Source organism: Pectobacterium brasiliense, from assembly GCF_016950255.1.
Lineage (GTDB): Bacteria > Pseudomonadota > Gammaproteobacteria > Enterobacterales > Enterobacteriaceae > Pectobacterium > Pectobacterium brasiliense.
This window is the reverse complement of record NZ_JACGFN010000003.1, coordinates 217,478-237,712: the sequence shown is the minus strand read 5'-3', so window position 1 is coordinate 237,712 and position 20,235 is coordinate 217,478. Positions and strand designations below refer to the sequence as shown.

Genomic DNA, 20,235 nt, shown 5'->3' with positions numbered 1-20,235 from the left:
TCACGAGAGACGTGTATGAAAAAACGAATACCGATGGGCAGACCACACCTGAGCAGCATCACGTTCGTGCTGATATTTTCTGCCTTTATTACTCTGGTCCAGAACATTGCCTACTACCGCCAAACGCTGCAACTGCTGGACATGACAGACTGGATTACTATCCCTTTCTTTCTCAGCATGCCCGTTGTGATTTTCGCGGTGCTGAATATCATTTTCACACTTCTGGCAGTACCTTATCTGCGTAAGGCCGTCATTGTTCTTTTCCTGCTGACCGGTGCCGCAGCACAATACTTTATGCTGAACTACGGCATTATCATTGACCGAACCATGATCCAGAATATCCTGGAGACAACAGCTGGCGAATCCTTTTCACTGCTTACGCCACAACTTGTCGCCTGGATATTCTTTATTGGCGTCATTCCTGCGGCGCTCGCCGTCTGGATAAAAATAAAGCCCGCCAAGCCGACAACGTTCTATATTGGCATGCGCTTCCTTAGCGTCATTATTTCGTTATTCGCTATTTTATCTATCGCGGCATTCTTTTATAAAGATTACGCCTCGTTCATGCGTAATAACAAAGAGTTGGTAAAAGCAATTACGCCCAGCAATATTGTGGCGGCCAGCTTGTCCTACCATAAACATAGTGTGCTGGCTAATTTGCCCCTGGAGCAAATTGGTCTGGATGCCCACAAAGCGGCCCCTCCATCCCCGACGGCAAAAAAGAATCTGGTTATTCTGGTGGTTGGCGAGACATCCCGGGCGCAAAACTTTTCGCGGGGTGGTTACGGAAAAGAGACCAATCCGCTGCTGGCGAAAGACAACGTTATCTACTTTGAAAACACCTCATCGTGTGGCACATCAACGGGCGTTTCCGTTCCCTGCATGTTTTCCAACATGCCGCGTCAAAGTTTTAACGGCGATGTAGCCAGCCATCAGGAAGGGCTGCTGGATATATTACAACGTGCGAACGTTAACGTGCTTTGGCAGGAGAATGACGGCGGCTGCAAAGATGCCTGTACACGAGTGCCAACGGTTGATGTGACATCGCTGAAACTGCCGGGATTATGCACCAACGGTGAATGCCACGATGAAGCGTTATTCCACGGCGTTGAAGATTATATTAACAAGCTCGATAACGACGGCATTATCGTATTACATACGATAGGCAGCCACGGCCCGAGCTATTACCAACGCTATCCTGACGCCTTTAAGAAATTTACGCCAACGTGCGATACCAATCAGATTCAGACCTGTACGCAGGAAGCACTGACCAATACGTATGACAATACGATCCTGTATGTCGATTTTGTTCTGGATAAAGCGATCAATTTACTGAAACAGCATCAGGATAAATTTAATACGTCGCTGGTTTACCTGTCCGACCACGGCGAATCGTTAGGGGAAAACGGCATCTACCTGCATAGCATGCCCTACTCTATTGCGCCGAAGCAGCAAACACATGTGCCAATGCTAATGTGGTTATCAACGGGTTATCAGCAGCAACAAGGTATTCAGGATTCCTGTCTGCGCCAGAACGCGAAGCAGTTGGATTACTCGCAAGATAATCTTTTCCATACCATACTGGGGATGTTTACTATCGCCACGAAAGAATATCAGCCTCAGCTTGATATCCTTCATCCGTGCAGGGACAAGGCAACATGAAATTATTGATTGTTGAAGACGATAAGCTGTTGCAGGAAGGATTGTTATTGGCGTTGAGTCATGAAGGTTATGCCTGTGATTGTGCAGGCACGGCCAAAGAAGCGGACGCGCTCATCAGCAGCGCGCATTACAGTCTGGTTATTCTCGATCTTGGCTTACCGGATGAAGACGGACTCACCCTGCTCTCACGCTGGCGTAAGAATCATTACCAGCATCCCGTACTCATCTTAACCGCGCGGGATAAGGTAAACGATCGCGTCAGCGGGCTGGATGTCGGTGCAGACGATTACCTTGCCAAGCCCTTCGCCCTGACGGAATTACAGGCGCGCGTACGCGCGCTGATTCGCCGCCATCAGGGTTCAAGCAACAGCACAATACAGGTCGACAACATTACGTTGGACTTAAACAATCAACAGGTGTTACTGGACAACAAGCCAGTAGTGCTGACGCCAAAAGAGTTTGCGATCCTGTCCCGTCTGGTGTTGAAAGCCGGTTCTCAGGTACATCGCGAGGTCCTGCATCAGGATATTTACGCCTGGAACGACGACCCATCCTCCAATTCGCTGGAAGTGCATATCCATAATCTGCGTCACAAGATAGGGAAAGACCGCATCCGAACCCTGCGAGGCTTTGGCTATCTGCTGACTAAAGGTGAACAGCCATGAAGAGCGATGCCGACACCGTTACCAGCATGCGTCGCCGTTTAGTGCTGGCACTGGGCGGCATCCTGCTCGTCTGTCAGATGATCAGCGTATTCTGGCTTTGGCACGAAAGCGAAGAGCAGATCAGCCTACTGGTTGATAAATCCCTGAGCGCCAGTGCTCAGAACATGCAGATCGATCAAGAGATCAATGAGGCGATCGCCTCGCTCAGTATCCCAAGTCTGGTGATGGTCATTCTGACATTGCTCATGTGCTTTCAGGCGGTCAGTTGGATCACTCGTCCGCTTTCCCGCCTACAGGAAGAATTGCAGGATCGCACGGCGGAAAACCTGGAGCCGCTGCCACAGCAGAGTGACATTAAAGAAATTGCTGCTGTCACTCATACCATCAACCAGCTTTTTCAACGTCTGGACGAAACGTTGAAACGCGACAGGCAATTTACTGCGGATGTCGCTCATGAATTACGAACCCCGTTATCCGGTATTCGACTGCACCTCGAATTGCACCAGCAGCAACATCAGATTGACTGTAGTTCGCTCATCAAACGCATTGATAAAATGGTGAAAACGGTAGAACAACTTTTGCTGCTTGCGCGTGTCGGGCAAGAGTTTTCAGCGGGCCATCACCAAAATGTCGCGTTCCTGAAAGACGTCATTTTTCCTATGCAGGATGAACTGGCAGAGATGCTGCAAAAACGTCAGCAGACGCTGAAATGGATATTGCCGCCAGAAGATATCACCCTGCGCGGCGATGCGACGTTGCTCCAGCTACTGCTACGCAATCTGGTAGAAAACGCCTATCGCTATAGCCCGGAAGCCAGTCAGATCACCGTGAGCCTGAGTACGAGGCAACATCTTGAACTACAGGTTGAGGATGAAGGACCAGGGATCGATGAAAGCAAGGTCGGTGAATTAAGTAAGGCGTTCGTTCGCATGGATAGCCGCTATGGCGGGATCGGCCTCGGGCTAAGTATCGTGACGCGCATTGCTCAGTTGCACGACGGAAAATTTTTCCTCTGCAACCGAGCACAACGTTCCGGTGCACTCGCTCGCGTGGTGCTCACCGCCCCTGACGAATACCCCGATTCTGCCTGAATGATAAAGCTGTGCCCCACACCTCATCAGTAGTGAGACGGCACATCCCTGTGCACAAACCTCGCCTCAGTTATTAGTACACAGGATAGCGTTGGCACAGCGCCACTACCTGCTGGCGCACACGATCGCGTACCGCCGTTAATGCGTCATTCCCTTCGCCAAGCCCATCCAGTACATCACATAGCCATCCTGCCAGTTGCTCGCACTCCGCCACACCAAAACCGCGCGTCGTCACGGCTGGCGTTCCAATACGCAGACCTGAGGTCACAAAGGGTGAACGCGGATCGTTAGGCACCGAGTTCTTGTTTGTCGTGATGTAAGCCTCGCTCAGCGCAGCATCGGCATCTTTACCGGTATACGGCTTGTCGGATAGGTCGATCAGAATCAAATGATTGTCTGTGCCATCAGAGACAATCTTGTAGCCACGCAGTTGGAGGACGCGCGCCATAGCACGGGCGTTGGTCACCACCTGACGCTGATAAACCGTGAATTCAGGGCGCAGCGCTTCCTTGAATGCCACCGCTTTGGCGGCGATAACGTGCATTAACGGACCGCCCTGAATACCGGGGAATACGGCAGAGTTAAGCTTTTTGTAGAATTCCTCGCTCTGACCTTTGGCTAAAATAATCCCACCGCGCGGGCCGCGCAGCGTCTTATGGGTTGTGCTGGTTACAACATGTGCATGAGGGAGCGGATTCGGATACTCTCCGGCAGCCACCAAACCAGCAACATGCGCCATATCCACCCAGAAAATAGCGCCTACCTTGTCCGCAATCGCGCGCATACGAGCCCAATCCTTGTGGCGAGAATAGGCGGAGAACCCGCCGATTAGCATCTTTGGCCGGGTTTCCAACGCAATACGCTCCATTTCATCGTAGTCGATCAGCCCTGTGTCAGGATCTAACCCATAGGGGACGATCCTGTAGTGGCGGCCAGAGAAGTTGGAGGGATTACCGTGGGTCAAATGCCCGCCCTGAGCGAGGTTCATGCCCATCACGGTATCGCCCGGGTTAGTCAATGCCAGAAACACGGCCGCATTAGCCTGAGCGCCAGCATGAGGCTGGACATTAGCATAATCGCAGTCAAACAGCGCTTTAGCCCGTTCAATAGCCAGACGTTCAGCCACGTCGACATACTCACAGCCGCTGTAGTAGCGCTTGCCTGGGTAGCCTTCCGCATATTTGTTGGTGAACACGGAGTTCTGGATCGCCATCACCAGCGGGCTGGCATAGTTCTCTGAGGCGATCAGTTCAATGTGAGTTTCCTGTCGGTGTTCTTCATGCCGGATGGCGTCGGCCAGTTCCGGGTCGAAGTCGGTAAGAGTAAGAGAAGCGTCATACATGGGCATCGTCCTATGCGTTAGTCACGGAGTTTTTAAGAATGTGATTCGGTAATGGGGCTATCAGGCCAGTAGTAGCTATCCGGCAGAGGACGCGCGCCAAAGATTGCCTGCCCGACGCGCACCACGGTGGCACCTTCCTCAATGGCTATTTCAAAATCGCCGGACATGCCCATGGATAATTCATCCAGCGCAATGCCGACCGGAAGGTTTTGCTGCAACCGATCGCGCAACTGACGCAGCCGTATAAAACACTGGCGCACGCGTTCAGCGTCGCTGGAGAACAGCGCGAGCGTCATCAACCCGCGCACACGTAGCGCAGAGAATGCGGGAAGCGCCTGAATAAAAGCTGGTACATCTTCGGGAGACAGGCCGTATTTGCTGGCCTCACCGGAGGTATTCACCTGCACAAATACATCCAGCGAGCGCCCTTCAATCTGCAAGCGACGATCCAGCGCTTCAGCCAGCCGCAGACTGTCCAGCGCCTGAAACTCGGTAGCGAAGCGTGCCACCAGCTTAGCTTTGTTGGTTTGCAGGTGACCAATGACCGACCACTGTAAATCTGTTAAATCCTGCATGGCTTCCCATTTACGGAACGCTTCCTGCACCTTGTTTTCACCCAATATCCGACAACCCGCCGCATGAGCCATACGCAGGCGGTTTTCAGGCTTGGTTTTGCTGACGGGCAGCAGCCGCACTGTTGCAGGATCGCGCCCGACGCGCTGACAAGCAGCTGCAATACGAGCCTGAACTGCCGCCAGATTGAGTTGGAAATCGTCAACCGTAAGAGCGTCGGGATAGCAGCCGTGCCTGTCGTGGCGAGTTTGTGTATCGGAGGATATCGACATCAGCGTCACTCCTGACGAAGAAGATGAATAGATTGTGAAACGTATTTATAGATTTAAAATAGCTGGATGTTCCCCACCATTTTCCTGATAAGAGGCAGACCAATTGTTCAAACACGCCCAGCTTGAATCGGTCAAGGCCTGGATTGGCGACCCCGCGCAAGGTGCTCTACCCCTGCACGCCCGCATCCAGCGAGCGATTCGCCAGTTAATCCTCGATGGCGTTCTTGATGTGGGCAAGCCCTTACCCGCCTCACGTGCGCTGGCTACATCACTGGGGGTATCACGTGATACGGTCGAGTCGGCTTATAGCCAGCTGCATGCAGAAGGATTTATCGAACGTCGCGTCGGCAGCGGCAGTTTCGTGTCGGAGCGGGCAAAGCGTCTGCCGGGGCGTGGCAAAGCCCGGAAAACGGGAGATAGCAAAGCAGAACTACGCCTCAGTCAACGCGGCAGCGCTATGTTCCAGAATGGTGGCGTTCGCGACTTCATCATCCCGCGCGCGTTCGCTCCCGGCGTGCCAGAAACCCGCAGCTTTCCCCTCCAGACGTGGGAACGGCTGGAGCGGCAGGTGCTAAAGGAATATGGCACGCGGGCGCTGCTACACAGCCCACCGCAGGGTATGGAAGCGCTGAGACGCGCCATCGCAGATTATGTCAATCTCGAACGGGGAGCTCGTGCCACGCCCGATCGCGTACTGGTGCTGACCAGTTCCCAGCAAGCGCTCACCCTGTGTGCGACTGTATTGCTGGATGCTGGCGATCCGATCTTCCTTGAAGATCCCGTGTACCACGGCGCACGCAAGGCATTCGAGGCAGCGGGACTCGCATGCGTGCCGATCCCATTAGACGCCGATGGCTTGCAGGTCGAACACCTGCTTGAGGCAAGCAACAAACATAATGTACCCGCTAAAGCCGTGTTCATGACGCCCTCACACCAGTTTCCAACTGGCGCAACGCTGGCGCTGGATCGGCGTCTGGCCGTGATTGAATGGGCATGGCAGCAACAGAGCTGGATTATTGAAGACGATTACGACAGCGAGTTTCACTACGCGGGCAAACCTACCGCCTGCGTTCAGGGGCTCGACCCGCACGATAGAACGATCTATATCGGCACCTTCACTAAATCGCTGTTTCCCGGCCTGCGCATCGGTTACATGGTACTACCGCCGCAGTTGGTTGCTCCCATGACCGTGGCCCGCACGCTGATGGATGGGCACAGTGCGCCCATTCCACAGCTCACGCTGGCGCGTTTTATCGAAGGAGGCCACTTCGGTGCCTATATACGCACGATGCGCACTATTTACGCGAAACGCCGCGATGTGCTGACGCAACTCGTTCGCCAGCATCTGGCTGATTTTGTCGAGCCACGAGTGCCAGCCGGAGGCATGCAGATGCCCTGTCTCTTCATCCGTGACATCTCTGAACACGATGCTGTGGAATCCGCGCGTCGGGCCGGTATCGACCTGCTCGGGCTAACAGCACTGTATGCGTCGGGTCAGCATCAAGCTGGTTTCCTCATGGGATTTGCTGCCCACGCACCGCATGAACTGGAAACGGCGGTCAAGACGTTGGCGAAGGTGCTACGCGCACTGTGCTGATGATGGGTTGTGAGTGGTGGATGACAGAGAGGTGCCGTCATGGTTAACGGGAAAAGGGATTCGATCGCAGGGAAATGATGGTGAAACAAAAAAACCGCAGGTCGAAGCCTGCGGTTATATCGCCATTATCGCGATGCTTATTTAGCCGCTTTCTGTTCGGCTGCGGGTTTTTCAGCTTTCGCATCATCCGCTGCTTTCAGGTCAGCTTCAGATTTAATGTCCAACAGTTCAACGTCAAACACCAGCGTGGAGTTAGCCGGAATGCCAGGCACGCCGTTCTCGCCATAGGCCAGAGCCGGTGGGATAGCCAGCTTGATTTTGCCGCCTTTCTTAACGTGCTTCAGACCTTCAGTCCAGCCTGGGATCACGCCGTCCAGACGGAAAGACAGTGGCTCACCGCGTTTGTAGGAGTTGTCGAACTCGCTACCGTCAACCAGCGTACCTTTGTAGTTAACGACTACAGTATCGCTGTCTTTCGGCGCATTACCGCTACCTTCTTTCTCAACTTGATACAGAAGGCCAGATGCCGTTTTCTTCACGCCTTTTTCTTTGGCGAAGGACTCAAGATACTTAGCGCCTTTATCCGCGTTATCTTTCGCATCTTGCTTCATCTTAGCTTCAGCAGCGGCTTTCACTTTACCTTCAAAGCCTTGCAGCGTTTTCTCGATTTCTTCGTCAGTCAGCTTGCTCTTATCAGCAAAGGCATCCTGAACGCCAGCAATCAGCTGATCTTTATCCAGCTTGATACCTAATTTTTCTTGCTCTTTCAGAGAGTTATCCATGTAACGCCCTAAAGATGCACCTAACGCATAAGCCGCTGCCTGCTCATCGTTCTTAAATTTGGCTGCCGCAGTGGTGTCAGATGCCTGCGCTTTGTCTGCCGCCAGAGCCTGGCCTGCGTTCAGAGCCAGAGCCATCGTTGTTGCTAACAGCGTTACTTTAAACAGTGATTTCATCCATTTCTCCAGCATCTGGAGCGACGCGCTCCAGCCATCATTAAAATAAATTCGCGCCTACTATAACTGTGCGGACGAAGACAACACAACGACGCACTCGACAATCCTTTGATAAAAAACGTCAGGAAGCTTTTCCGACATCATTTGTGTCGTCCTAAGGCCTTCTGGCAACGATATGCCCCGATCCGGATAGTCCATTGCGCCCTACTGCGACCGTTTTTACTACCAGAAGTTTCCGCTTTCTGACAAACTCGCGGGTAACAAGAAGTAAGGGGAATACCGATGTCACCATCAGCACTTGAAGAACGGCTCGAACAGTTGGAAAGCCGACAGGCTTTTCAGGAATTAACCATAGAAGAACTTAACCAAACGGTTATTCAACACGAGCGGGAAATTAGCCGCCTGCGTGAACATGTCCGTCTACTCACCGACCGGCTGCGCAGCCAGCAAACCTCGCTCGTTGCCCCCCAGTCGGAAGAAACGCCGCCGCCGCATTACTGAGATTCGGGACCCGTTATGTCTCCGCACACCACTGTCCAGATATAACAATAAATAAAAAAACCTCAGGTGATCTTCATCAACCTGAGGTTTCTTTCATGCGTATGCGCTACGACTAATTAGTGGCAGCCGCATCCACCGTTGCCGCCGCAGCCGCCTTTACCGTGCTGGTGACCGTGATCGTGGTCATGATCATGGCCGTGACCGCCACAGCAGCCGTCGCCGTGTTCATGATCGTGCTCGCCGTGAACGTGACCGTGCGCCAGCTCTTCTTCCGTCGCTTCACGGATAGCAACAACTTCAACGTTGAAGCTCAGGTTTTGGCCTGCCAACATGTGGTTGCCGTCGACAACAACGTGGTCGTCTTCAACTTCGGTGATTTCAACTGGCACTGGACCCTGATCGGTCTCAGCCAGGAAACGCATGCCAACCTGCAGCTCGTCAACGCCCATAAAGACATCTTTCGGTACGCGCTGAACCAGATTCTCATCATAGTTGCCGTAAGCGTCGCTGGAACCAATGTTCACATCAAACTTCGCGCCAGCCTCACGGCCTTCCAACGCTTTTTCCAGACCAGAAATCAGGGAACCGTGGCCATGCAGATAGTCCAACGGCGCGCTCACCGGAGACTCATCAACCAACACACCGTCTTCTGTACGTACCTGATAGGCCAGGCTGACCACCAGATCTTTTGCTACTTTCATGATATCTCCTACCGTTGGAATTCAAACTGGCGCAAATTGTAGCTGAAAAATGTCCCTATGTACCGTCTGGAATCAAAAAACGTCAACGGGTGGTGACAATGCCACCACGACACGCATCCCTCATTCTGGCCGGAAGATCCCGATAATCTCGTTAGCCTGCGGGGCGGATGCCGCCGCAGGTTCTTCTGTCTGGCTCTGGCGATATCCGCACTTCACGCACACCACAACCTCGACGTCATCTTCTCGTCCAACGGCAAGCGTGTCCTGCGCCTGACACGTCGGGCACACCGCCCCTGCAATAAAACGTTTACGCATGATAACTCCCATTCATCTCGACTCTTACTCGTCGTCTTCATCCCACACACTGGGCCGACGTCGCTCGCGCAGCATTTCCCGCTGGAAAATATCCTCCAGCTCACGGCGAGCCTCTTTCACACGAGAGATTTGCGCGACATCCCCCGTCAGTTGCGGCATCAGCTCACGCAGCATGCGCATATCCAGACGGCGGAAATGCTGTTGCGCACGCATCGCCTGATGGGGGTGCATGCCCACCGTCACCAGCGTTTTACGCCCTAACTCCAGCGCACTGGAAAAGGTTTCGCGCGAGAAATGTCTTACGCCGGTCTGTAACAGCTCATGAGCTTCCACGCGCCCACGGGCCCGCGCCAGAATCTCCAGATTTGGAAAGTGTTGCTGACAGAGATGTACAATCTCCATCGTATCTTCCGGCGCATTACAGGTAATCACGATTGAGCGTGCTTTATCCGCGCCCGCCGAACGCAGCAGTTCCAGCTCCGTGGCATCGCCATAATAAACCTTATAGCCATAGCTACGCATCAGGCTCACGGCGCTGATATCGCGCTCCAGAACCGTAATCCGCATTTTGTTCGCCATTAATAAGCGGCCAATCACCTGCCCGAAACGTCCGAAGCCCACCACAATCACCTGCGGTTCGTCGTCCTCGACATACGGTTTCTCATCCGGCACATCCTGCACGTTATAGCGACGTACCAGAATGCGGTCGATCAACTGCATCAGCAGCGGCGTCGTCATCATTGATAGCGTCACCGTCACCAGCAACAGCGGCAGTTGCTCGCCTTTCAGTACGTTGAATGAAGCCGCGGCGGAAAACAGGACGAAAGCGAACTCACCGCCCTGACTCAGCACTCCGGCAAACTGCAAGCGCTCGGAGCGGCGCATACGATTAATTCGCGCAAGGAAATACAGTACAGCCGCTTTCACTGCCACCAGCACCAGCACCGCAACCATAATTTTCACGATGTGGGTGTAGAGGATCCCGAGATTCAGCGCCATTCCTACAGAGATAAAGAACAGCCCAAGCAGCAAGCCTTTAAACGGCTCAATGGCAATTTCCAATTCATGCCGATATTCGCTTTCCGCCAGCAGAATACCGGCGATAAAGGTGCCTAACGCCATGGAAAGCCCTAATGCTTCCATAAACAGCGCAGAACCGAGCACCAGCAACAGCGCAGCGGCGGTGAACACCTCGCGCACGCCGGATGCCGCAATAAAGCGGAACAGCGGACGCACCAGATAGCGACCGCCGATTAGCATGCCAAGAAACGCGGCGACCTTCAGCCCAATCCGTTCCCAATCGCCGAAGTCACCCTGCACACCGGCCAGAATCGGGATTAGCGCCAGCGCCGGGATAACGGCTAAATCCTGAAACAGCAGAACGGAGAAGCCCAACTGCCCCGACTCATTGCGGTTCATGCCCTTTTCGCGCATCAGCTGCAGCGCCATGGCCGTTGACGACATTGCCAGCCCCACGCCGCCAATCAGCGCGGACTGCCACGAGAAATCCGTCAGATACAGGGCTCCGCCTAAAATCAGCGCACTAAGGCCAACCTGAGCCGCCCCAACGCCAAAGATCGAGCGACGCAGCGTCCAAAGCTTGGACGGATTCAGTTCCAAGCCAATGATGAACATCAGGAAAACGACACCCAGCTCCGAGAAATGCAGGATGGCTTCCACATCTCGGATAAAGCCAAGCCCCCAAGGGCCAATGGCGATTCCAGCGATCAAATAGCCCAGTACGGCACCAATGCCTAATCGGGCAGCAATCGGTACAGCTACCACCGCCACAAACAAAAATAAGACTCCGGCGGTCAGTAGCGCGGAACTCTCCATATTAGCGTTCCTCTTCAGATAAAGGGGAGGATAGCCATTCACCGTAGGCTTTGGCTTGACTCAATAACACATCAGGCTGTAACCGACGCGCCCAGTAAATAATCATGGGGTGCATCCAATGCATGCGACACATGGCTGCCGTCAGCTCAAACGGACGTAGCAAATCATCCATCGGGTAGCGATTGCTCCCGTCAGCATGGTAGGCATCTTCCGGCTCACCCGTAGTAATCACCGAGCGCCAATATTTCCCCGCCAGCGCATTCCCGCCGATCCCATTGGCAAAACCACGGGATAACACCCTATCGAGCCACTCTTTCAGCAAAGCCGGACAGCTATAGGTATAAAACGGATGTTGGAAAACAATGACCTGATGCTCGCGCAGCAGTTGTTGTTCATGATGAATATCGATAAAAAAGTCAGGATAGTGCGCGTAAAGATCGTGCACGGTTACATTCGCCAACTGCTGTGCCGGTTGCAATAAGACCCGGTTTGCTACCGAATCCTGTGGTTCCGGATGGGCATACAGCAGCAAAATCTTCGGTGGCTGCGACATCATTCCCCTCCAAAGCGTCGTCATGATAATTGTTTTCCGTTACCATGCTGCGCAACGACTAAAAACAGGACACCGCGTGTCCTGAGATGTCCATAATTTAACATACTCTGAACATACGGCGCTTTATGATTGTTTTCTCTTCGCTGCAAATTCGACGTGGTGTACGCGTTCTGATCGACAACGCGACAGCAACAGTTAATCCCGGCCAGAAAGTCGGTCTGGTTGGCAAGAACGGCTGCGGTAAATCTACCCTGCTGTCATTACTGAAAGGTGAAATCAGCGCCGATGGTGGCAGTGCGACCTTCCCGCAAAACTGGTCACTGGCCTGGGTCAATCAGGAAACGCCGGCATTGGACAAACCCGCGCTGGACTACGTGATTGACGGCGACCGTGAGTTTCGCCAGTTGGAAGCCGCGTTGCAGACCGCCAACGAAGAAAACGATGGCAACGCCATTGCCACGCTGCACGGCAAGCTGGATGCGATTCAGGCCTGGACGATTCAGGCCAGAGCATCGAGCCTGCTCAATGGGCTAGGGTTTTCTCAGTCACAGTTACAGCAGCCCGTCAGCGCCTTTTCCGGCGGCTGGCGGATGCGTCTGAATCTGGCACAGGCGCTGATCTGTCGTTCAGACCTGCTGCTGCTGGATGAACCGACCAACCACCTCGATCTGGATGCCGTTATCTGGCTGGAAAAGTGGCTGAAAAACTATACGGGCACGCTGGTCCTGATCTCGCACGACCGCGATTTCCTCGATCCGGTGGTAACCAAGATCCTGCACATCGAGCAGCAGTCGCTCAACGAGTACACGGGTAACTACTCCTCGTTTGAACGCCAGCGCGCCACTCGTCTTGCACAGCAGCAATCGCTCTATGAACATCAGCAGGAGCGCGTCGCGCATCTGCAACACTACATCGACCGCTTCCGCGCGAAAGCGACCAAAGCCAAGCAGGCACAAAGCCGGATAAAAATGCTGGAACGCATGGAGATGATTGCGCCAGCGCATGTCGATAACCCTTTCCGCTTTAGCTTTCGCGCCCCGGAGTCGTTGCCCAATCCACTCATGAAGATGGAAAAGGTCAGCGCAGGCTACAACGACAAGCTGATTCTGGAATCCATCAAACTCAATTTAGTACCGGGTTCACGCATCGGGCTGCTCGGCCATAACGGCGCGGGTAAATCCACGCTGATCAAACTGCTTGCTGGCACGCTCGCCCCGCTGAAAGGGGAAATTGGGTTGGCAAAAGGTGTAAAACTCGGCTATTTCGCCCAGCACCAGTTAGAGTTTCTACGTGCGGACGAATCGCCCTTGCAGCATCTGGTGCGTCTGGCGGAACGGGAAACGGAACAGCAACTGCGCGACTACCTCGGCGGCTTCGGTTTTCAGGGCGACAAAGTCACCGAGATTACCGAGCGCTTCTCCGGCGGTGAAAAAGCTCGTCTGGTGCTAGCACTGATCGTCTGGCAGCGCCCGAACCTCCTGCTGCTCGACGAACCGACCAACCACCTCGATCTGGATATGCGTCAGGCGTTGACCGAAGCGTTAATCGATTTTGAAGGCGCGCTGGTTGTCGTCTCGCACGATCGACACCTGATCCGTTCTACTACGGACGATCTCTACCTGGTGCACGATCAGAAAGTAGAACCGTTCGACGGCGATTTGGAAGACTACCAGCAGTGGCTGGTCGGCCTGCAACGTCAGGAAAATGCGGCCGATGAAACGCCAAAAGAAAATGCCGCCAACAGCGCACAGGGCAGAAAAGATCAGAAACGCCGCGAAGCTGAGTTGAGAACGCAAACGCAGCCGCTGCGCAAACAGATAACCAAGCTTGAACAGCAGATGGAAAAGCTGGGGGAAACGCTCGCAGCGCTTGAAGCTCGACTGGCAGACAGCGCCATCTACGACATCAGCCGCAAGACCGAACTCACCGATTGCCTGCAACAGCAAACCAAAGTCAAAATCGAGCTGGAAGAAACGGAGCTATCCTGGCTGGACGCGCAGGAACAGCTAGAGCAGATGATGCAGAGCGAGTAAATTCAGTCTCTCTCGCCTGGAAAGCGCCGCGAGCGAAAAACCGCTCGCGACGTTATCAACGAAGCCTTAATGCCAAATCAGCAGCACGCAGGCGGCGGTCAGCAGCCCCATTGACACATTAAAGATAATCCACGCTTTCTTACTGCGCAGCAGTCGCCCAATCATCGTGCCAAACCCAAGCCAGATAACACCGGACACCAGATTGACCAACACAATCCCGATGCTTATCGCGATCACAGACTGGTTATAACCTTCCCCCGCCAGACTAAAGCTGGCAACCGCACCCAGCGCCATGAGCCACGCTTTCGGGTTCAGGAATTGCAGCAACCACCCTTGATAAAGCCGGATCGGCTGGGGCGGTGCAATAGACGTTTCCAGCCGTTCGTAAGCCGCCGTGGCAATTTTCCATGCCAGCCAGAGCAGATAGGCGCTACCAAGGACTTTCAGGATAAAGTGCAGCGAAGGGTAAATCAGAATCAAGCCACCAACACCGAATGCCACCAGCAGCAAAATGCTCTGCATGCCCAGCATGATGCCGATCATCAGCCACAGCGAGCGCATAAAACCAAAATTCGCGCCCGAGGTGGTCAACAGCATATTATTCGGCCCTGGTGTGATGGCCGCTACCCACAAAAACCCCAACATCGACAGAAATAAACTCAGTTCCATTATTTGTGGGCGCTCCTGACCCAAATATCGTACCAACTGGCAGCATTGAAGCTAACAGTGTGATATTGATCGTACAAGAGCCGACAACAAGATTTCTATATCCTTTATGTATGACCATTTTCGTCCGCTGAGCGGCGCTCATAATCCGCATCTGCAAACGCTATTACCGCGTCTGATCCGCCGTCATGCGCAGTTCTCGCCAGTCTGGCAGTCACTTGAACTGCCGGACGGTGATTTCGTCGATTTGGCCTGGAGCGAAGCGCCCGAACAGGCACGGCACAAACCGCGCGTGGTGCTGTTCCACGGCCTAGAGGGTAGCTTTCATAGCCCCTACGCTCACGGCCTGCTACATGCCTGTAAGCAGCGCGGCTGGTTGGCCGTCATCATGCATTTTCGCGGATGCAGCGGGAAGCCCAACCGGATGAAGCGCATTTATCATTCTGGTGAAACCAGCGATGCCAGTTATTTCCTGCGCTGGATGCAGGAGACGCTGGGCGATGCGCCTACCGCCGCCATCGGCGTGTCCCTCGGCGGCAACATGTTGGCCTATCTGCTCGCGCAGCAAGGTGAATCCTGTTCCCTGTCCGCGGCCGTCATTGTTTCCGCACCACTGATGCTCGAACCCTGTAGCCGCCGGATGGAACAAGGTTTCTCCCGCGTCTATCAGCACTACCTGCTGCGCCTATTGAAACAAAACGCCGGCCGCAAGCTGGCGGCTTACCCAGATACATTGCCAATTCAGCTACCGCAGTTGAAGCGAATCCGCCAACTGCGAGAGTTTGATGACGTCATTACCTCACGTATCCACGGCTTCCGCGATGCAGCCGACTACTATCGACGCTGTAGCGCTCTGCCACTCTTGCCTCAGATACGTAAACCGCTACTCATCATCCATGCGAAGGACGATCCTTTCATGACGTCAGAGGTGATTCCCGATCTGTCGCAGTTACCGTCTAATATTGAGTATCAGCTAACGGAACATGGCGGGCATGTCGGCTTCGTCGGCGGAACGTTGCTGAAACCGGAAATGTGGCTGGAACAGCGCATTCCCAACTGGCTTAGCCCATTTTTGGACCAGGCCAGCGGCTCTTTTCCTTCAGGAACCGTTTTTACTCAGGAACCCTTTGAATCAGGAAAAATAGCGTGATTATTCCCTGGCAACAGCTCGATCCAGAAACGCTGGATAACATCATCGAATCTTTCGTTCTGCGGGAAGGCACCGATTATGGCGAACAGGAGCGTTCGCTGGCGCAGAAAGTGGAAGATATCCGCGGCCAACTCCAGTCTGGAGAGGTGGTGTTGGTATGGTCTGAGTTACATGAAACCCTCAATATCATGCCGCGTAACCAGCTCAATTCCGGAGGACATGCCCCTTATTGAGCACGCCGAAAGTCGTGAAAGAACGCGTCAAACATGCTAACAATGATGACATTACGTCTTTTTTGAGGATGCGCGCAGGCCTTCGGTCTACGCGGGCATCGCGATCACGGAGTCACGCACCTTATGTCACATCAGCATCCGATTATTGCGGTTACCGGCTCCAGCGGAGCGGGAACTACAACAACCAGTCTGGCCTTCCGTAAGATTTTCCAGCAGTTTGATCTGCGCGCAGCCCAGTTAGAAGGCGATAGCTTTCACCGCTATACCCGCCCGGAAATGGATATGGCGATTCGTAAAGCGCGTGATTCAGGGCGCCACATCAGCTATTTCGGCCCGGAAGCGAATGATTTCAGCCTGCTGGAACAGTCGTTTATCGAATATGGTCAGCACGGACGTGGTCAGACGCGTAAATACCTGCATACCTACGATGAAGCGATTCCCTATAATCAGGTTCCCGGAACGTTCACACCATGGGAGCCAATGCCGGAACCCACCGACATCCTGTTCTATGAAGGGCTCCACGGCGGCGTAGTCACCGAGCAAAATGATGTGGCACAGCATGTGGATTTACTCGTCGGCGTAGTGCCGATCGTCAACCTGGAATGGATTCAAAAGCTGATTCGTGACGTTAATGAACGCGGCCACTCGCGTGAAGCGGTGATGGATTCCATCGTCCGCTCAATGGAAGACTACATCACCTATATCACGCCACAGTTCTCTCGCACACACATCAACTTCCAGCGTGTGCCTACCGTGGACACCTCCAACCCGTTCGCCGCCAAGTCGATTCCCTCACTGGATGAAAGCTTCGTCGTTATTCACTTTCAGGGATTGGACAATATTGATTATCCCTATCTGCTCGCGATGTTGCAGGGTTCGTTTATTTCGCACATCAACACGCTGGTCGTTCCCGGTGGGAAGATGGGGTTGGCGATGGAATTGATCATGGCGCCGCTGGTGCAGCGGTTAATTGAAGGGAAAACCATCGAATAAGCATCGAGATACACGGGGCGACCACAGGGGTGAGGCCTCCCTACGGGAACCTCCCCCTGTGTTTCCCCTAATAACAGGCTTAAGTGACCAGAATTAGTGCCCAGTGAAAGAGATTAAGCCAGCACTCTAATTTCGTGGCTATGCGTCACCTCAACGGCTTTGCCCAGCATCAGTGCCACAGAACAGTATTTTTCTGCCGACAGCTCAACAGCACGTTCGACGGCCTTATCGGTCAATCCTTTTCCCGTCACGATAAAATGCAGATTGATATGGGTAAATAAACGCGGTGCTTCAGACCGACGTTCTGACGTTAATTTCACTTCGCAATCCGCTACATCGTTGCGGCCTTTTTGCAGAATCGATACCACATCAATCGCGCTGCATCCCCCTACGGACATCAACACCATTTCCATCGGACTGGGCGCTTTATCACCGGAATTGCCATCCATCAATATCTGATGCCCTGATGCGGATTCGCCCAAAAATGTTAAACCTTCAACCCATTTTACCCGTGCCTGCATGATGCCTCTCCACTAAAAATTTTTTGAAAATTTATACCGTTACTGTACAAAAACCAGCGTTAATCAGCGCTTTGTCATGCTGAAGCGAGACAACACAAGACACGTCCTTAAAGCTGTGTTAAAACGAAAATAGAATAGACCTTTTCTGGACAAACCCAGAAACGAAGAAGATGATGACCTGGCCAGACATACCCAGCCACGTTTACGGTGCGGCAAGGCAGCAACCGGAAAATAAAGGGTACAGTGGTTTCAGTATATTCCCTGACGTCATTCTGCCTAGACTGAATTTTATTTTTTTAGCAGTTAAACACGCCGTACAGGGAACTCTGACCCCTGTAATTTGCGCAGTGAATTACAACAGAGGATGATAGCGAATGGTTCTCGGCAAACCGCAAACAGATCCAACTCTCGAATGGTTCCTTTCCCATTGTCATATTCACAAGTATCCATCGAAGAGCACGCTGATTCACCAAGGTGAAAAAGCAGAAACGCTTTACTACATCGTGAAAGGCTCTGTCGCAGTGCTAATCAAAGATGAAGAAGGCAAGGAAATGATTCTCTCCTACCTCAATCAGGGCGATTTTATCGGCGAGCTCGGCCTGTTTGAAGAAGGTCAGGAACGCAGTGCCTGGGTTCGGGCAAAGACCGCCTGTGAAGTGGCTGAAATTTCCTATAAAAAATTCCGCCAGCTCATCCAGGTTAACCCGGATATCCTCATGCGTCTGTCTGCACAAATGGCAAGCAGACTTCAGGTTACCTCTGAGAAGGTCGGCAACCTCGCCTTCCTTGATGTGACCGGCCGTATTGCCCAAACCCTACTCAACCTGGCCAAACAACCTGATGCCATGACGCATCCAGATGGCATGCAAATAAAAATTACCCGTCAGGAAATTGGGCAAATCGTTGGCTGCTCGCGTGAAACCGTGGGCCGCATTCTGAAAATGTTAGAAGACCAGAACCTGATCTCTGCACACGGTAAAACGATTGTCGTTTACGGCACTCGCTAAATCCCTGTCGCTGTACCCTACCAATAAAAAAGCGTGAAGCCTCGGCCTCACGCTTTTTTTATGGCGAGCTTCCTGCTCACCACCCTACGGGTCGTTGCTAACGCAACGCTGAAAAACGTTCCCTACGTTTTTTATGGCGTGCCATCCCTGGCCGCCACCCTAACGGGCCGTCGCAAGCGACGTTGAAAAACGTTCCCTACGTTTTTTTATGGCGTAACGTAATCAGTTTGCTACGTTAACAACCTGCGCGACGGCTTTAGCGAATTTCGCCATCCCCTGCGCAATATCGTCTTCATCAATGATCAACGACGGTACAAAGCGGATCACATTCGGCCCAGCCATCAGCACCATAAGCCCCTGAGACGTTGCCGCCGCCAGAAACTCGCCCGCACGACCATGCCATTGCGGTTTCAGTTCTGCGCCCAGCAGCAACCCCATACCGCGAACCTGTTCGAATACGCCGTACTGCTGATTGATTTTCTCAAGCTCACTGACAAGGCGATCGTGGCGATCCGCCACGCCTGACAGCACTTCTGGCGTGTTGATAATATCCAGCGCGGCTTCCGCCACCGCACAGGCCAGCGGGTTGCCGCCATAGGTGGTGCCGTGTACCCCAACCGTCATAGCCGATGCGATCTCTTCCGTCGTCAGCATCGCGCTAATTGGGAAACCACCGCCCAATGCTTTAGCCGTTGTGAGAATATCTGGCGTAATGCCGTAGTGCATGTAGCTGAATAGTTTGCCAGTACGCCCCATTCCGCTCTGCACTTCATCAAACACCAGCAGCGCCTTGTGCTGATCGCACAGATCGCGAACGCCTTGTAAAAACTCAGGCGTAGCAGGCGTAATTCCCCCTTCCCCCTGAACCGGTTCGAGCACGACTGCGCAGGTGTGATCGTCCATCACCGCTTTAACAGCAGCCAGATCGTTGAAGGGTACATGAACAATGTCGGCAGGCTTAGGCCCGAAACCATCGGCATATTTAGGCTGTCCGCCAACCGAAACGGTGAACAGCGTCCGGCCATGGAATGCATTGTAGAAGGAGATGATCTTGGTTTTATACGGACTATGGCGTTTAACTGCATAGTGACGCGCCAGCTTAAAGGCAGCTTCGTTAGCCTCAGCACCGGAGTTAACAAAGAACACGCGGTCGGCAAAAGTAGCATCAATCAATTTGCTGGCGAGGCGTAACGCAGGCTCATTAGTGAAAATATTGCTAGTGTGCCACAGCTTTTCACCCTGCTGCTGCAACGCGTTCACCAATGCAGGATGGCAGTGACCCAGCGCCGTAACCGCAATGCCGCCGGAGAAATCGATATACTCGCGGCCGTCCTGATCCCAGACGCGGCTCCCTTTACCTTTCACGGGTACAAACTTCGCGGGTGCATAAACTGGCAAAATCACTTTATCGTGAGTATCCCGTGTCACTGCTTTCTGCTCTGCTGCCATTTGCTGCCTCACTCTGCTGTCCATCATATCGGAATGAAAATATAGTCAATAAATATGCATAAAAAATCAATTACAGGCAATATTAAATCGGCTACTGAGGAGAATAACTTTCTATATGG

General features: G+C 53.2%; 20 protein-coding genes. 10 read left to right on the top strand and 10 right to left on the bottom strand.

Features of this window, described 5'->3' with window-relative positions:
* Positions 1-15: 15 nt before the first annotated feature.
* The 3 genes from eptA to pmrB are packed head-to-tail and all read left to right on the top strand — an operon-like array spanning position 16 to position 3,418.
* Positions 16-1,662 carry a phosphoethanolamine transferase EptA gene (eptA, locus tag H4F65_RS20330; protein WP_039320317.1) on the top strand — a complete coding sequence of 549 codons (1,647 nt, stop codon included), beginning with the start codon at positions 16-18 and terminating at the stop codon, positions 1,660-1,662.
* Entirely contained in the window at positions 1,659-2,327 is a 669-nt protein-coding gene (gene pmrA / locus H4F65_RS20325) for a two-component system response regulator PmrA (RefSeq protein ID WP_010277480.1), read from the top strand. The genes eptA and pmrA overlap by 4 nt, the downstream gene beginning before the upstream one ends.
* A complete protein-coding gene (gene pmrB / locus H4F65_RS20320) occupies positions 2,324-3,418 on the top strand; it encodes a two-component system sensor histidine kinase PmrB (protein WP_010277482.1) in 1,095 nt (364 codons plus the stop codon). The genes pmrA and pmrB overlap by 4 nt, the downstream gene beginning before the upstream one ends.
* Positions 3,419-3,491: 73 nt before the next feature.
* Here pmrB and glyA read toward each other — a convergent pair whose 3' ends face one another.
* Both glyA and H4F65_RS20310 read right to left on the bottom strand, forming a co-directional pair.
* On the bottom strand, positions 3,492-4,760 hold the full coding sequence (glyA, locus tag H4F65_RS20315; RefSeq protein ID WP_010277484.1) for a serine hydroxymethyltransferase: 1,269 nt from the start codon (positions 4,758-4,760) through the stop codon (positions 3,492-3,494).
* 32 nt (positions 4,761-4,792) lie between these two features.
* Positions 4,793-5,605 carry a YggS family pyridoxal phosphate-dependent enzyme gene (locus H4F65_RS20310; RefSeq protein WP_010277486.1) on the bottom strand — a complete coding sequence of 271 codons (813 nt, stop codon included), beginning with the start codon at positions 5,603-5,605 and terminating at the stop codon, positions 4,793-4,795.
* Positions 5,606-5,708: 103 nt separating this feature from the next.
* Here H4F65_RS20310 and pdxR point away from each other — a divergent pair, with 103 nt between their 5' ends.
* On the top strand, positions 5,709-7,202 hold the full coding sequence (gene pdxR / locus H4F65_RS20305; protein WP_010277489.1) for a MocR-like pyridoxine biosynthesis transcription factor PdxR: 1,494 nt from the start codon (positions 5,709-5,711) through the stop codon (positions 7,200-7,202).
* A 137-nt stretch (positions 7,203-7,339) separates the two neighbouring features.
* Here the strand turns inward: pdxR and fkpA are convergent, their stop codons facing one another.
* A complete protein-coding gene (gene fkpA / locus H4F65_RS20300) occupies positions 7,340-8,158 on the bottom strand; it encodes an FKBP-type peptidyl-prolyl cis-trans isomerase (protein ID WP_039320309.1) in 819 nt (272 codons plus the stop codon).
* Between the two features lie 282 nt (positions 8,159-8,440).
* Between fkpA and H4F65_RS20295 the strand changes: the two genes are divergently transcribed.
* On the top strand, positions 8,441-8,659 hold the full coding sequence (locus H4F65_RS20295) for a protein SlyX (RefSeq protein ID WP_010277499.1): 219 nt from the start codon (positions 8,441-8,443) through the stop codon (positions 8,657-8,659).
* Between the two features lie 116 nt (positions 8,660-8,775).
* Here the strand turns inward: H4F65_RS20295 and slyD are convergent, their stop codons facing one another.
* The 4 genes from slyD to kefG all read right to left on the bottom strand — a co-directional run bounded on the left by slyD (position 8,776) and on the right by kefG (position 12,064).
* Positions 8,776-9,360: a peptidylprolyl isomerase gene (slyD, locus tag H4F65_RS20290; protein ID WP_010277503.1), complete on the bottom strand. Its 585-nt coding sequence runs from the start codon at positions 9,358-9,360 to the stop codon at positions 8,776-8,778.
* Between the two features lie 120 nt (positions 9,361-9,480).
* Entirely contained in the window at positions 9,481-9,675 is a 195-nt protein-coding gene (locus H4F65_RS20285; protein WP_010277506.1) for a YheV family putative zinc ribbon protein, read from the bottom strand.
* A gap of 24 nt (positions 9,676-9,699) precedes the next feature.
* Complete coding sequence (gene kefB / locus H4F65_RS20280; protein ID WP_039320306.1) at positions 9,700-11,511, bottom strand: glutathione-regulated potassium-efflux system protein KefB; 1,812 nt, start codon at positions 11,509-11,511, stop codon at positions 9,700-9,702.
* A gap of 1 nt (position 11,512) precedes the next feature.
* Positions 11,513-12,064 (bottom strand): glutathione-regulated potassium-efflux system ancillary protein KefG, encoded by a 552-nt coding sequence (kefG, locus tag H4F65_RS20275; RefSeq protein WP_010277508.1) that lies wholly within the window; start codon positions 12,062-12,064, stop codon positions 11,513-11,515.
* A 125-nt stretch (positions 12,065-12,189) separates the two neighbouring features.
* Between kefG and H4F65_RS20270 the strand changes: the two genes are divergently transcribed.
* Entirely contained in the window at positions 12,190-14,097 is a 1,908-nt protein-coding gene (locus H4F65_RS20270) for an ABC transporter ATP-binding protein (protein ID WP_010277512.1), read from the top strand.
* 66 nt (positions 14,098-14,163) lie between these two features.
* Here H4F65_RS20270 and H4F65_RS20265 read toward each other — a convergent pair whose 3' ends face one another.
* Positions 14,164-14,766, bottom strand: a complete 603-nt coding sequence (locus H4F65_RS20265; RefSeq protein WP_010277514.1) for a LysE family translocator — start codon at positions 14,764-14,766, stop codon at positions 14,164-14,166.
* Positions 14,767-14,872: 106 nt separating this feature from the next.
* Between H4F65_RS20265 and H4F65_RS20260 the strand changes: the two genes are divergently transcribed.
* The 3 genes from H4F65_RS20260 to H4F65_RS20250 all read left to right on the top strand — a co-directional run bounded on the left by H4F65_RS20260 (position 14,873) and on the right by H4F65_RS20250 (position 17,139).
* A complete protein-coding gene (locus H4F65_RS20260; RefSeq protein WP_010277516.1) occupies positions 14,873-15,913 on the top strand; it encodes a hydrolase in 1,041 nt (346 codons plus the stop codon).
* Positions 15,910-16,146 (top strand): YheU family protein, encoded by a 237-nt coding sequence (locus tag H4F65_RS20255; protein ID WP_010277524.1) that lies wholly within the window; start codon positions 15,910-15,912, stop codon positions 16,144-16,146. Before H4F65_RS20260 ends, H4F65_RS20255 begins: the two co-directional genes overlap by 4 nt.
* A gap of 123 nt (positions 16,147-16,269) precedes the next feature.
* Entirely contained in the window at positions 16,270-17,139 is an 870-nt protein-coding gene (locus H4F65_RS20250; RefSeq protein ID WP_010277528.1) for a phosphoribulokinase, read from the top strand.
* A 113-nt stretch (positions 17,140-17,252) separates the two neighbouring features.
* Here H4F65_RS20250 and H4F65_RS20245 read toward each other — a convergent pair whose 3' ends face one another.
* Positions 17,253-17,660 (bottom strand): OsmC family protein, encoded by a 408-nt coding sequence (locus H4F65_RS20245; protein ID WP_010277531.1) that lies wholly within the window; start codon positions 17,658-17,660, stop codon positions 17,253-17,255.
* Between the two features lie 374 nt (positions 17,661-18,034).
* On the opposite strand from H4F65_RS20245, the gene crp reads away from it, so the two are divergent.
* A complete protein-coding gene (crp, locus tag H4F65_RS20240) occupies positions 18,035-18,667 on the top strand; it encodes a cAMP-activated global transcriptional regulator CRP (protein ID WP_004090925.1) in 633 nt (210 codons plus the stop codon).
* Between the two features lie 222 nt (positions 18,668-18,889).
* On the opposite strand, the gene argD is transcribed toward crp, so the two are convergent.
* Positions 18,890-20,116: a bifunctional acetylornithine/succinyldiaminopimelate transaminase gene (gene argD, locus H4F65_RS20235; RefSeq protein ID WP_010277558.1), complete on the bottom strand. Its 1,227-nt coding sequence runs from the start codon at positions 20,114-20,116 to the stop codon at positions 18,890-18,892.
* Between the last annotated feature and the right edge of the window lie 119 nt (positions 20,117-20,235).